At 60.8% G+C, this 13,001-nt stretch carries 10 protein-coding genes; 5 read left to right on the plus strand and 5 right to left on the minus strand.

Going from position 1 to position 13,001, the window contains the following annotated elements; translation table 11 throughout:
- Positions 1-28 precede the first annotated feature (28 nt).
- The 4 genes from dnaA to mutM all read right to left on the minus strand — a co-directional run bounded on the left by dnaA (position 29) and on the right by mutM (position 4,195).
- A complete protein-coding gene (dnaA, locus tag ACS3QZ_RS15305) occupies positions 29-1,387 on the minus strand; it encodes a chromosomal replication initiator protein DnaA (RefSeq protein WP_093096104.1) in 1,359 nt (452 codons plus the stop codon).
- A gap of 475 nt (positions 1,388-1,862) precedes the next feature.
- Positions 1,863-2,126: a 30S ribosomal protein S20 gene (gene rpsT / locus ACS3QZ_RS15310; RefSeq protein ID WP_093096102.1), complete on the minus strand. Its 264-nt coding sequence runs from the start codon at positions 2,124-2,126 to the stop codon at positions 1,863-1,865.
- A 375-nt stretch (positions 2,127-2,501) separates the two neighbouring features.
- Positions 2,502-3,278 (minus strand): acryloyl-CoA hydratase, encoded by a 777-nt coding sequence (gene acuK, locus ACS3QZ_RS15315; protein ID WP_456038621.1) that lies wholly within the window; start codon positions 3,276-3,278, stop codon positions 2,502-2,504.
- A 65-nt stretch (positions 3,279-3,343) separates the two neighbouring features.
- Positions 3,344-4,195 (minus strand): bifunctional DNA-formamidopyrimidine glycosylase/DNA-(apurinic or apyrimidinic site) lyase, encoded by an 852-nt coding sequence (gene mutM, locus ACS3QZ_RS15320; RefSeq protein ID WP_456038622.1) that lies wholly within the window; start codon positions 4,193-4,195, stop codon positions 3,344-3,346.
- 235 nt (positions 4,196-4,430) lie between these two features.
- Between mutM and ubiE the strand changes: the two genes are divergently transcribed.
- The 4 genes from ubiE (at position 4,431) to ACS3QZ_RS15340 (ending at position 9,870) form a co-directional block, all read left to right on the plus strand.
- A complete protein-coding gene (ubiE, locus tag ACS3QZ_RS15325; RefSeq protein ID WP_456038623.1) occupies positions 4,431-5,183 on the plus strand; it encodes a bifunctional demethylmenaquinone methyltransferase/2-methoxy-6-polyprenyl-1,4-benzoquinol methylase UbiE in 753 nt (250 codons plus the stop codon).
- Positions 5,180-6,712 (plus strand): 2-polyprenylphenol 6-hydroxylase, encoded by a 1,533-nt coding sequence (gene ubiB / locus ACS3QZ_RS15330; RefSeq protein WP_456038624.1) that lies wholly within the window; start codon positions 5,180-5,182, stop codon positions 6,710-6,712. The genes ubiE and ubiB overlap by 4 nt, the downstream gene beginning before the upstream one ends.
- 132 nt (positions 6,713-6,844) lie before the next feature.
- The gene (locus ACS3QZ_RS15335) at positions 6,845-7,831 is read left to right on the plus strand and encodes a 4Fe-4S dicluster domain-containing protein (protein ID WP_456038625.1); all 987 of its coding nucleotides are present in this window, start codon (positions 6,845-6,847) and stop codon (positions 7,829-7,831) included.
- Between the two features lie 104 nt (positions 7,832-7,935).
- Positions 7,936-9,870, plus strand: a complete 1,935-nt coding sequence (locus tag ACS3QZ_RS15340; protein ID WP_456038626.1) for a DUF3604 domain-containing protein — start codon at positions 7,936-7,938, stop codon at positions 9,868-9,870.
- Positions 9,871-9,934: 64 nt separating this feature from the next.
- Here the strand turns inward: ACS3QZ_RS15340 and dapA are convergent, their stop codons facing one another.
- Positions 9,935-10,807, minus strand: a complete 873-nt coding sequence (dapA, locus tag ACS3QZ_RS15345; protein ID WP_456038627.1) for a 4-hydroxy-tetrahydrodipicolinate synthase — start codon at positions 10,805-10,807, stop codon at positions 9,935-9,937.
- Positions 10,808-10,970: 163 nt separating this feature from the next.
- On the opposite strand from dapA, the gene ACS3QZ_RS15350 reads away from it, so the two are divergent.
- Complete coding sequence (locus tag ACS3QZ_RS15350; protein WP_456038628.1) at positions 10,971-12,923, plus strand: lytic transglycosylase domain-containing protein; 1,953 nt, start codon at positions 10,971-10,973, stop codon at positions 12,921-12,923.
- Positions 12,924-13,001: the final 78 nt, after the last annotated feature.

A 13,001-nucleotide genomic window follows, 5' to 3' on the forward strand; every position in this document is an offset into this window, starting at 1 on the left:
TGGAAATCGGTTTTGACTTGCTTGTCGCTCAGGCTTCGAGTGCACGGCGCAGAAGTTCGAGGTCTTCGGCCATTTGACCATCCTGTGCGCGCAGCTCTTCGATGCGCTTGACGCCATGCATGACCGTAGTGTGGTCGCGCCCGCCGAAACGGCGCCCGATCTCGGGCAGCGAACGCGACGTTAACTGTTTGCAAAGATACATCGCCACCTGCCGCGGGCGGGCAAAGGTGCGTACCCGTTTCGGGCCGATCATGTCCGAAAGGCGAATGTTGTAATGCTCGGCCACCTTGCGCTGGATTTCCTCGACCGAAATCTTGCGCTCGGACGCGCGCAGAACGTCCGAAAGGCAATCCTGCGTCAGTTCCATGGTGATCTCGCGGCCCACGAGCGAGGCGAAGGCAAAGAGACGGGTCAGAGCGCCTTCGAGAACGCGCACATTGGTTGAAATCCGATGCGCGAGGAACTCGAGAACACCATCCGCAAGCTGAAGCTCGGGGTATTGTGCGCGGTAGCTGTCGACCTTGGATTGCAGAATGCCAAGGCGCAACTCGTAGTCGGTCGGATGCAGGTCCACAACGAGGCCGCATTGCAGGCGGCTCTTGATGCGGTCTTCGAGATCCTTGATTTCGCCCGGTGCCCGGTCGGCAGAGATGATGATCTGCTTGTTCTGATCCACCAGCGCGTTGAAGGTATGGAAAAATTCTTCTTGTGTGCTGTCCTTGCCAGCGATGAACTGAACATCGTCGACCATGAGAACGTCGACCGACCTGAACATTTCCTTGAAGTCCATCATCTTGCGGTCGCGCAGAGCCTGAACGAAACGGTACATGAATTGCTCTGCCGAAAGATAGAGCACGTTCAATTCCGGGCGACGGGCCTGAAGCTCCCATGCGATGGCGTGCATCAGGTGGGTTTTGCCCAAGCCGACGCCCCCATAAAGGAACAGTGGGTTGAATGTGACCGGACCACCCTCGGCCACGCGGCGCGCGGCGGCATTGGCCAACTCGTTTGGCTTGCCGACAACGAAACTATCGAAAGTGAAGCGCGGATCAAGCGGGGCCCCAGCGATGTCATTATCACGGGTATCCTCGGCCTTCGGAGCGGCTGGCTTGGCTGCCGGCGAGGCCGCTGGACGGGTGGACAGGTTGGCGGGAACCTTGAAGTTGATACGCTGAACGGATGCACCCGACTTGGTGAGTTGATGCAAAATCAGGTCGCCATAGTTCTGCGAGACATAGTTCCCGATGAAATTGGTTGGCACGTGGAATGTCGCAACGCCCTCCGAAACCTCGGAAAACTCGATGGGTTCAATCCAGGTTTTGTAGTTGTTCTGCCCAATTGTCTTGAGAAGGTCTTGCCGCAATACGCCCCATTGTTCCTGTGTCATCTGTCCCCGTTTTCCTTCAGCCGTGCGTGCCCGGGCTCCGCCCGGTCTATCCCATACTTCCCGAAACACATCATTCTGGCGGAAGGAAGTTACGGCTTCCTTGAACAAACGTTACCCCTCTCGCCCGGAGTCCCATTTCCGGCCAAGTTGTTTGTCAAATGCGCATGTGCGCAATTCCATAGGAACAGGTGCAGACCATACAAACCCGAGACCCGATCGGTCGGCGCTCTGGCAGAGTGCTCCCGAAGAGTCGCCCGGAATGGCACAAACCATTACGTTTTGGCGTCTGTTCCCCCCAACGCGATGTGAATCGCAAGACTGAAATTAGCAAGTTGATCCGTGGCCCGGCAACTGATCTTCGAACTTGACTCGGGGTTTTGCCAAAAAGAATCTCCAAGCCTGATTTTGGCCCGGGGAAAAACAAAAAGACGCCACCAATGGTGACGTCTTTTCAATCAATAACTTGGCGCCGAAATCAGGCCAGAGCTTTGACCCGTGCCGCGAGGCGGGACATTTTCCGCGAAGCGGTGTTCTTGTGGTAGACGCCCTTGGTGACGCCGCGCATCAGTTCGGGCTGGGCTGCGCGAAGTGCCGCGGTTGCGGCTTCCTTGTCGCCGGAGGCGATGGCTTCTTCAACGTTGCGCAGGAAAGTACGGATGCGCGAACGGCGTGCTTTGTTGACGGCCAGACGGCGCTCGTTCTGACGTGCGCGTTTCTTTGCTTGGGGCGAATTTGCCATGAATCTTGGACCCTTACTTGGTTCGGTGCGTTGGTTGATGCGTGCCACGTCCCGAACGGGCCTCTCCCGGTTGGAGAGAATCGATTCAAGCCTGAGCGGGCTGCACGCGCATGTATGGGGGCGGCGTATAGCTTCTTTGGGTCGGTTTGCCAAGGCGAATCTGAGTCGGCCGGGGAGCGGCGAAAAACGGGCATCGGTATCGCGTCGGTATAACGTCGGTATTGCGTCGGTATTTCCAGAACGACTCAGGCGATCCGGTGCCCGGGGCGTGGCTCCGGCCATTTCCGAAAAACATTCCGGGCCCGTCAACACGGACGCATGAAAACGCCGCCTGGCGAGCGCGGGCGGCGTGAATTGCGGCTGGTGATCTGACGCTTACTTGTCGCGGAATTGCGGCTGGCGCTTTTCGATGAACGCGGCCATGCCTTCCTTCTGATCCTCGGTTGCAAACAGCGAATGGAACACGCGGCGTTCGAACAGCAGGCCCTCGGCCAGGGTGCTTTCGAAGCTTCGGTTCACTGCCTCTTTCGCGGTGCGTGCCGTGAGAAGCGATTTCTCGGCGATTTTCTGGGCAGCGCCCAGCGCTTCTTCCATCAGCTTCTTGGCCGGGACGACGCGGCTGACCAGCCCGGCGCGCTCGGCCTCTTCGGCGTCCATGAAGCGGCCCGTCAGGTTCATGTCCATCGACTTGGCCTTGCCCACGGCGCGGGTCAGGCGCTGAGAGCCACCGATCCCGGCAATGACACCGAGGTTGATTTCCGGCTGGCCGAACTTGGCCGTATCGGACGCAATGATGAAATCACAGGCCATTGCCAGCTCACACCCACCGCCCAGCGCGTAGCCGGACACGGCGGCGATCACGGGCTTACGGATCTGTTGGATGCCGTCGCCAAGGGCGGCGAACAGGTTGGCCGCGTTCACCTCGGCAAAGCTCATCGAGGCCATTTCCTTGATGTCGGCACCGGCGGCAAAGGCTTTCTCGGAGCCGGTCAGGACGATGCAACGCACCTTGTCATTGGCATCGGCCTCTTCCAGCGCCTGCATCAGTTCGCGGGTGAGGGTCTGATTCAAGGCGTTCAGCGCATCGGGGCGGTTCAGCTTGATCAGGGCAACGTGGTCTTCGATTTCGACGATGATCGTCTCAAAAGCCATGGCTTCGTGCTTTCTTTTGTTCCGGTCAGGAGTGATTCCTTACCATCTGCGCGCCATGGATCAAGTTATCTTTGGCATTGCGCGCAGTAGAAGGAAGATCTCCCGGACTGCGTGATTCGCCGGATCGTGCCATCGCACCCCGTCTTTCGGCAGCGCTCTCCTTCGCGTCCGTAGACATCGAAACTGTGCTGAAAATAGCCAAGCTCGCCATCGGCTTGGCGGAAATCCCTGAGCGACGATCCCCCGGCGGCAATGGCTTCGGAGAGCACGTCGCGGATGATTGGGACAAGCGCATGTACACGTCTGGAAGACAGCGCTCCGGCCTTGCGACGTGGTGTTATTCCGGCCCGGAACAGGGCCTCGCACACATAGATATTGCCCAGCCCGGCCACGATGCGCTGATCCAGAAGCGCGGATTTGATCGGGGTGTTGCGCCCCTTGAGTCGCTCTACGAGGTAAGTTTCGTGAAAACTGTTGCCCAGGGGTTCGGGTCCAAGCTTGGCCAGAAGCGGGTGGGTGTCGATTTGTGGTGTCCGCAAGAGGTCCATCGCGCCAAAGCGTCGCGGGTCGTTGAAGGTGATGCGCGCGCCATTGTCCATGTCGAACACAACATGATCGTGTTTTTCGGCCTTGGGGTGCTCATGCACGAACTGGCCCAAAGGATCGCCAGACACGGTCATGCGGCCCGACATGCCCAGATGGATCAGCAGAGTTTCCCCGGTCGAGAGATCGGCGAGGATGTATTTGGAACGACGGCGCAGCTGGTCGACACGCGCGCCGGTCAGTCGTTGCGCCATGTTTTCGGGGAAGGGCCAGCGCAGGTCGGGGCGGTTGACCTGTGCGGTTGCGATGATCGCGCTTTCCATGGCGGGTTGCAGGCCGCGACGAACGGTTTCAACTTCGGGCAGTTCGGGCATGGGCGGCCTCGGAGATTGTTGCGCCGTTCCTGTTTTGCATAAAGCAAGCCGCAGAGGGAGTCGGTTTCTGCGGTAGTGGTACGCGCGTGAAGCAAGTGTATCCGTGGCCGGGATCAGGGCATTTTCGCTGCTCGCGAACGGGCGCTGGCCAGTGTTTCAGTCAAAGAAATCGCCGCATTGTATGCCCTCCAAAGCCTCTATATGTAGTGCGGGACGTATCAAGACGGTCGGGGCCATGAGCGACAAAGATCAGACCACCACACATTTCGGGTTCACCACGGTCCCCGAGGCGGAAAAAGCCGGCAAGGTGCAGGGGGTTTTCAACTCTGTTGCCAGCAAATACGACATTATGAACGACGTGATGTCGATGGGCATTCACCGGGTCTGGAAAGACGCCATGATGGACTGGCTTGCGCCGCGCCCGGGTCAACGTCTGCTGGATGTGGCCGGGGGCACCGGGGACATCTCGTTCCGGTTCCTGAAGCGCGCCGGGCACGGGCATGCCACGGTGCTTGACCTGACCGAGCCGATGCTGGTCGAGGGACGCAAGCGCGCCGAGGCCGACCAGATGGCGGAAAGCCTGAACTGGGTGGTGGGCGATGCGATGGCTCTGCCATTCGAGGATAACACGTTCGACGTTTACACGATCAGTTTTGGCATTCGGAACGTCACCCGCCCGCAAGAGGCGCTGAACGAAGCCTACCGGGTTTTGAAACCGGGCGGGCGTCTGATGGTGCTGGAGTTCAGCCAGATCCCGAATGACATGATGCAGAAGGTCTATGACCTCTATTCCTTCAACATCATCCCGCGCATGGGGCAGGCGATTGCCAATGACCGGGACAGCTATCAGTATCTTGTGGAATCGATCCGCAAGTTCCCGGATCAGGAAACGTTTCTGGACATGGTCAAGGCCGCCGGGTTCGGCAATGCCAAGTATCGCAACCTGACGCTGGGCATTGCCGCGCTGCATTCGGGCTGGAAGCTGTGAGAGGGCCGCATAACATCCTGCGCCTGATCCGTACGGGCGCGACGCTTGAGCGGACGGGCGCCATGAAAGTGGTGCTGGATGCCTTTGAAGCGCCCCGGCTGATCCGGATTGCGGCGCGCGGGCTGGTCTGGCCGTTTCAGTGGCTTGGCTACAAGGGTGACCCGGCGATGCCGCCGGTGCCGCGGGCGCTGACGGCGCTGGGCCCGGCCTATATCAAGTTCGGCCAGGTGCTTTCGACGCGCCCCGACGTGGTGGGCGAAAGCATGGCGACCGAGCTGCGCGTGTTGCAGGACAAGTTGCCGCCGTTTTCCATCGAGTTGGCGAAACAGGCGGTACAGGTCGAGCTGGACCGCTCGGTGGATGAGGTGTTTTCGGAGTTTTCCGAGCCGGTCGCGGCGGCGTCGATTGCACAGGTGCATCGCGCCCGGCTGAGCGAAACCGGCGAAGAGGTGGCGGTCAAGGTGTTGCGTCCGGGAATCGAACGGGCGTTTCGCAAGGATATTGATGCGTTCTATTTCGCCGCCGACACGATCGAGTTCCTGTCCCCCGCGTCGCGCCGATTGCGTCCGCGTGACGTGATCGAGCATTTCGACGGGGTGGTGACGGGTGAGCTGGATTTGCGGCTGGAGGCGTCTTCGGCCAGCGAGTTTGCAGCCAACACCAAGGATGACGCCGGATTCCAGGTGCCAGAGGTCAAGTGGGAGTTCTCGGGGCGGCGGGTGATGACGCTGGGCTGGGCCGAGGGTGCGCCGCTGGGTGACAACGCGGCGCTGGATGCGGCGGGGCATGACCGGCATGCGCTTGGCAGCCGGGTGCTGGAGCTGTTCCTGAGCCATGCGTTGCGCGACGGGTATTTCCACGCGGATATGCATCAGGGCAACCTGAAGGTGGCCGCGAATGGCGATGTCATTGCCTATGATTTCGGGATCATGGGCCATATCGATGAATACACGCGGAGGGTCTATGCAGAGATCCTCTATGGGTTCATCCAGCGCGATTACATGCGTGTGGCCGAAGTGCATTTCGAGGCCGGATACGTGCCGGCGGACCGGGATGTGGATGAGTTCGCGCGGGCGCTGCGGGCCGTGGGTGAGCCGATCTTTGGCATGGACGCGACGCGGATTTCCATGGGGCGGCTGCTGAACTATCTCTTTGAGGTGACCGAGCGGTTCGGGATGGAAACCCGGACCGAGCTGATCCTGTTGCAGCGCACGATGGTCGTGGTCGAAGGTGTGGCGCGCTCGCTGGATCCTGGGGTGAACATCTGGGATGTCGCCAAGCCGGTGGTGGCGGGTTACATCAAGGACAGCATTGGGCCGCGCGCCTTTGGGCGGGATTTGCTCAAGACGGCGCGCGTGCTGGCGCGGTTCGGGCCGCGGTTGCCGGGGCTGGTGGAAGAAGCGCTGATCCGGCAGGCAACGCCGGTGGAAGAGGTCAAGCCGCGCTTGTGGCCCGTGGCCCTGATGGGCGGGGTCGGCGGAGCCGTCATCGGTGCCGGGGTGCTTGCGTTGGTGATGGCGGTGGTTTAGGGGGCTTTGCCCCCGTCACAGCGCGGCTGTGACTCCCCCAGGGTATTTTCGGAAAAAGAAAGTGTCGGCGTCGGTGTGATCTGGCTGGATCATGACTCTTGCCAGACAGGGCGCGGTCGTTAGGCTGGAGCCATGCCGCGTGTTTCTGATCTTCGACCTTTTGCACCTGATCCCGAGCAGTTGAAGCTTGTGCCGGATGTGTCGGGCAATGTGATCAACGGTTTGGGCGAGGCAGAGCCGCGCGCGGCGCGCATGGTGTATTGGGCGCCGGATCCGAGCGAGATCCCTCATGGCGATCTTCAGGCGTATTTCTATCGTCAGTCGGCCAAGGAACCTGCTTTTGCAGACGCGCGGGCCGCGCGGCAGGTGGTGCTGGACGCGCCCTTGCCAGCATTGGCCGAACAGCGGGTCGAGCGGGATGACTGGACCGAGGCGCTTGCGGCGTTTGTGACAGCCGGGGATTGTGAATTGACCGGCGTGGCCGAGATGCGGCCCGAATGGGTGATGCAAGGTCACGAGATCACGCGATCGCGTGTGATTATGCTGGGGGTTCAGCATGACTATGCCGAGATTTCGCAAGCACCCGACCCGGCGGCCGGGCTTGAAGTCATGGCGCAGTATGGACGCGCGGCAGCCGTCGCCAAAAAGGTGGCGGGATGGCTGCTTGAGCAGGGGTGGGAGGCCGAACCGGTCACGGGGCCGATGACTGGGGCGCTGCTGATGATCCCGCCCGCGCTGGCCTGTGGATTCGGCGAGTTGGGCAAGCATGGTTCGATCATCAATCCACGCGTGGGGTCTTCGTTTCGGCTCTCTGCCGTGCTGACCGACGCGCCGTTTGTGCCCACTCCGCCGGTAGAAGCGGGGGTTGATGGGTTTTGTGCGCATTGTCGGGTCTGTGAGGATGCTTGTCCCCCCGAAGCGATTTTCCCTCAAAAGCAGACGGTACGTGGCGAGGTGAAGTGGTATGTCGACTTTGACAAATGCCTGCCATTCTTCAACCAGACCCATGGCTGTGCGATTTGTATTTCGGTCTGTCCATGGTCGCGTCCGGGCGTGGGACCCAGCCTCGCGGACAAACTGGCGCGGCGCGCGGCGCGCAAGCCAACTGATGCGGGATGAGCCTTTTTTGCAAAATTTGTGATTTTGTCGAGTGTTTTGCGCTAAGCTGAGTCTACCGGAGCGCGAAGATCGTTATTTTGGTTTCTTTCAAGGGGGTGTGCATCATGAAAAATGCAGTTTTGGCGACGGCTTTGTCCGTGCTGACAGTGGGCGCGGTGCCCGCAATGGCACAAGAATATCAAGGAAGTGCAGAACAATTGGAGGGCGTCTTCCCGGCGGGCAAACCCTACTCTCCATATGCCGAGCGAAAGTTCCCGGAGCGTCCGCTTTGGGGAGACAATCACCTTCATACCGCATTGAGCATGGACGCGGGGGGATTCGGTAACCGGCTGGGTCTTGATGAAGCGTACCGGTTTGCGCGCGGCGAACAGGTGATGTCGTCGACCGGGTTGCCCGTGCGCCTGTCGCGGCCGCTGGACTGGTTGGCGGTGACCGACCATTCCGATGGCATGGGCATGATCATAGATGCACTGTCTGCCTCGCCCAACATCACGAAATACGAACAGGGCGCGCGCTGGTCCAAGGGCTTTCGGGCGGGGGGACAGGAGGCCGTCAATTCGGCGCTGGACCTGATCACAACCTTCTCGCAGGGTGAGATGGACCCCGAGATGTTTGCGCAATATTCGCCGGGCGCCCGTGTCTATTCCAACATCTGGGGACAGGTGATTGATGCCGCCGAGCGCTATAACGAGCCGGGTGAGTTCACCGCTTTCATCGGCTTTGAATGGACCTCGCTGGTCAACGGCGGCAACATGCACCGCAACGTGATCTTCCGCGATGGCAGAGAGCGGGCAGGGCTGGTGGTGCCATATACCACGCAGGCCCCGATTGGCAGCACCGATCCGCTCGATCTCTACAAGTACCTTGAGGCTTACGAGGAAAAGACCAACGGTGCGGCCATGGCCTTTGCCCATAACGGCAACCTGTCCAACGGGATCATGTTCCCGGTGGATGCCCAGTATAGTGGGCGTGCGATTGACGAGACCTATGTCCAGCAGCGCGCCAAGTGGGAGCGCATGTACGAGGTTACGCAGATCAAGGGCGATGGCGAGGCGCATCCGTTCCTGTCGCCGGATGACGAGTACGCGGACTATTACAACTGGGACGTTGGCAATCTTGACCTGAGTGAAGCCAAGACAGAAGACATGCTTCAGTATGAGTATGCCCGCGAAGCGCTCAAGAACGGTCTGGTGCTGGAAGAAAAGCTTGGGACCAACCCCTATAAGTTCGGGATGATCGCGGCGACGGATTCCCATACTTCGCTGGCCACTGCCGAAGAAGAAAACTTCTGGGGCAAGCATGCGGGGTACGAGCCGTCGGCGGAACGCATGACCCACCCATTCATGAAAAACGAAAATGGCGAACTGTTTGCGTGGCAGATGCTGTCGTCTGGGCTGACGGCGGTTTGGGCACATGAAAACACGCGGGAGTCGCTGTTTGACGCGATGGATCGCAAAGAGGTTTATGGCACCACGGGGCCGCGTATGAGCGTGCGGTTCTTTGGCGGGTATGACTTTGCCCAATCCGATCTGCAAACCCGCGAGGTGTCTGCCGTGGGGTATCTCAAGGGTGTTCCCATGGGTGGCGATCTGGTTGCCGCGCCCGAGGGCAAGGCGCCCACGTTCCTTGTGGCGGCGTTGCGTGATCCGATCGGGGCCAATCTGGATCGCATCCAGATTGTCAAAGGCTGGGTGAATGCAGATGGCACGACCGGTGAGAAGGTCTATGACGTGGCCTGGTCGGGTGATCGCGCGCCGGGAGAAAACGGGAAGGTGCCCGCGGTGGGGAGCACGGTGGATGTTGCTACCGCGACTTGGAGCAACTCGATCGGGGCGCCCGAGCTGGTGGCGGTCTGGGAAGACCCGGATTTCGATGCCAGCCAGCGGGCGTTCTACTATGTGCGGGTGCTCGAGATCCCAACCCCGCCCTGGTACGTCTACGACGTGGTGAGGCTTGGGGCGGAGATGCCGGAAGGGGCGCCGACGGAACAACAGGAACGTGCCTATACAACGCCGATCTGGTACACGCCCCAAGGATAGGGTTACGATGACAAAAAAGCCCCGGTCACACGACCGGGGCTTTTTTTTCGGGGATACCTTGCGCTCAGAGCAGACCGGCGTGCCGCATCGCGGCGTCGATCTGGGCCTTGGTTTCATCGGTCAGGCCGGTCAGGGGCAGGCGCACTTCGTCGCTGCACAGACCAAGGCGGGACATGGCATATTTTGCGCCCACGAGGCCCGGTTCGACAAAGATGGCCTCGTGCAGGGGCATCAGCCTGTCCTGGTATTCCAGCGCCTTGGCATAATCGCCCGCCAGCGTCGCAGCCTGGAACTCGGCGCAGAGCTTGGGCGCGACGTTGGCCGTGACCGATATGCAACCGACGCCGCCGTGAGCATTGAACCCCAAGGCGGTCGCGTCTTCGCCCGAGAGCTGGATGAAATCGGGTCCACAGGTGCTGCGCTGCTGGCTGACGCGCGCCAGGTCGCCGGTCGCATCCTTGACGCCCGCGATGCGGGGCAGTTTGGCCAGTTCGCCCATGGTCTCCGGGGTCATGTCGACAACCGAGCGGCCGGGGATGTTGTAGATGATGATCGGCAGTTCACAGCAATCATGCACGGCGGTGAAATGCGCGATCAGGCCGCGCTGGGTCGGCTTGTTGTAGTAGGGCGTGACGACGAGGATCGCGTCGGCCCCGACCTTTTCGGCATGCTGGGCAAGGCGGATCGCTTCGAGCGTGTTGTTGGACCCGGCACCGGCGATGACGGGCACGCGGCCTGCGGTGGCGCGCACGACCTCTTCGACCACGGATTCGTGTTCGGCATGGGTCAGGGTCGGGCTTTCGCCGGTGGTGCCGACGGGAACAAAGCCGTTTGTGCCTTCACCGATATGCCATTCGACCAGCTTCTTGAGCGTTTCCAGATCCAGCTCGCCGTTCGTGAACGGCGTGACGAGTGCGGGGAAGGACCCTTTGAACATGGCACGCTCCTTTTTTTGCGCAGCTGGGCGGAAATCGCCCGGATTGAAATCGCGCGGACACTAGCGATAAGTCGCCGCCTTGCCAAGATTGTGAGTTGAAGGCAGGCTGGACCGCGATTTATTGTTCAGGCTCTATCCGTTTTTGCATTGGAAATTGCAAGCCATGTTGCGTCTCCTCCTGGCACTGTTTGTGTTGGTTTCTTTGGTTATCCCGGTTTCGGCGCAGGACAATGCGCAGCTCAAGGCGGCTTTGCAGGCCGTGCGTGCCAAGGATTGGACAGAGGCCGCAGAAGCGGTGCGTCCGATTGGCCCGGTGGCCCGCGATATCGTGGAGTGGCACAGGCTGCGTGCGGGTGAAGGTTCTCCCGACGAGGTTCTGGCGTTTCTCGAACGGCGGGGCGACTGGCCGGGGCTGGATTATTTGCGCAAGCAGTCGGAAGAGGCCTTCGAAGACGCTTCGACCCGGCAAAAATTGTCATTCTATGTGCATGGCCCCGCCCAGACGGCAATTGGTGCGCTGAGCCATGCGGACGTGTTGCGCGCAGAGGGTGAGCAGGGCGCGGCGGAAGCCGGGATCGTGGTAGCCTGGCGCACGATGGCGATGGACGCGGGCACGCAGGCACAATTCATCGAACGATACGGCAAGCTACTTGCGCCGCACCACACGGCGCGGCTTGACGCGATGCTGTGGAAGGGCTGGGAAACCAACGCGGAACGCATGTATCCATTGGTGCCCGAGAGCTGGGTTCTGTTGGCCAAGGCGCGGCTGGGTCTGCGCGATCAGGTCAAGGGCGTGGATACGCTGATTGCAGCAGTTCCGCAGGCGTTGCAAGATGATCCGGGGTTGGCCTATGAGCGTTTTGTCTGGCGGCATCGCAAGGGGCGTGACGAGGCGGCGATTGAAATCCTGCTGGAGCGGAGCCGGGCCAAGACTCTGGGTGAACCTGCGGAATGGGCGCCGCGCCGCCGCTCTCTCGTGCGCAGCGAGATGCGCGCCGGGAACTATCAGACGGCTTATGACATCGCTGCAGTGCATGGGATGGCCCCGGACATCGGCTATGGGTTTTCCGATTGCGAGTGGCTGGCCGGCTATATCGCGTTGCGGTTCCTTAACCAGCCCGAGCTGGCGGCGGCGCATTTCGTACGCTTTGCGCAATCGGTGGAGACGCCAATTTCTCTTGGGCGTGCGGGGTATTGGATGGGCAGGGCCTATGAGGCGATGGGCGATGCGGAAACCGCACAGAAGGCCTATGCCGCTGGTGGTGCCCATCAAACGAGTTTTTACGGGTTGCTGGCGGCGGAAAAGGCCGGGATGGGCTGGGACGAGTCGCTGCGGGGCGATGAGGTGTTTCCGGACTGGCGGCAGGCCGCTTGGACAACATCCAGTGTGCACGAGGCTGCGCGCATGTTTCTCGATGCGGGGGAGTTGAGCCTTGCCGAAAGGTTCTGGGTGCATCTGAGCGAGAATCAGGACCGCGTCGGGCTGGGCCAGATGGGGACAATGGCGCAGGAACTCGGCGCGCCGCATGTGGCAGTGATGCTGGGCAAGAATATGGTGCGGCGGGGGATCACCTTGCCGGGGCCGTATTATGCGCTGCATTCGCTCAAGAACATGGATTTGCCCGTGCCGACAGAGTTGTCGCTGGCGATTGCGCGGCGTGAGAGCGAGTTTGATCCGGTGGTGGTGAGCCATGCGGGGGCGCGGGGGCTGATGCAGTTGATGCCGAACACCGCGCGCCAGGTGGCGGCGGCGACGGGCGAGGTCTATTCTCACGCGTGGCTGACCGCCGATCCCGATTACAATGCGCGGCTTGGAAGTGCCTATCTTGCTGGACTGGGGGATCAGTTTGACGGCAATATCATCATGGTGTCCGCCGGGTATAACGCGGGGCCGGGGCGGCCTGTGCAGTGGATGGAGCGCAATGGCGATCCGCGCGGCAAGAGCGCCGAAGACATGGTCGACTGGATCGAGATGATCCCCTTCAATGAAACGCGCAATTACGTGATGCGCGTGTCAGAGAGCCTTCCGGTTTACCGTGCGCGGCTTGGCAAAGACCCTCATCCTGTTCCGTTTGGACAGGAGATTGCCGGCGGGACGGTGAAACCACTGCGATGAGCATTCGGTAGTGATGCGTGCCGTCTTCTGATAGGATGCGAGCATTGAGCAGGTCGATGCGGGCGCTCCAACTGGGAG

Source organism: Shimia sp. W99 (genome assembly GCF_053851455.3).

Coding starts and splice junctions, on each gene's coding strand:
- dnaA (WP_093096104.1), bottom strand. CDS start 1,387: ATGACACAGGAACAATGGGGCGTATTGCGGCAAGACCTTCTCAAGACA.
- rpsT (WP_093096102.1), bottom strand. CDS start 2,126: ATGGCAAATTCGCCCCAAGCAAAGAAACGCGCACGTCAGAACGAGCGC.
- acuK (WP_456038621.1), bottom strand. CDS start 3,278: ATGGCTTTTGAGACGATCATCGTCGAAATCGAAGACCACGTTGCCCTG.
- mutM (WP_456038622.1), bottom strand. CDS start 4,195: ATGCCCGAACTGCCCGAAGTTGAAACCGTTCGTCGCGGCCTGCAACCC.
- ubiE (WP_456038623.1), top strand. CDS start 4,431: ATGAGCGACAAAGATCAGACCACCACACATTTCGGGTTCACCACGGTC.
- ACS3QZ_RS15335 (WP_456038625.1), top strand. CDS start 6,845: ATGCCGCGTGTTTCTGATCTTCGACCTTTTGCACCTGATCCCGAGCAG.
- ACS3QZ_RS15340 (WP_456038626.1), top strand. CDS start 7,936: ATGAAAAATGCAGTTTTGGCGACGGCTTTGTCCGTGCTGACAGTGGGC.
- dapA (WP_456038627.1), bottom strand. CDS start 10,807: ATGTTCAAAGGGTCCTTCCCCGCACTCGTCACGCCGTTCACGAACGGC.
- ACS3QZ_RS15350 (WP_456038628.1), top strand. CDS start 10,971: ATGTTGCGTCTCCTCCTGGCACTGTTTGTGTTGGTTTCTTTGGTTATC.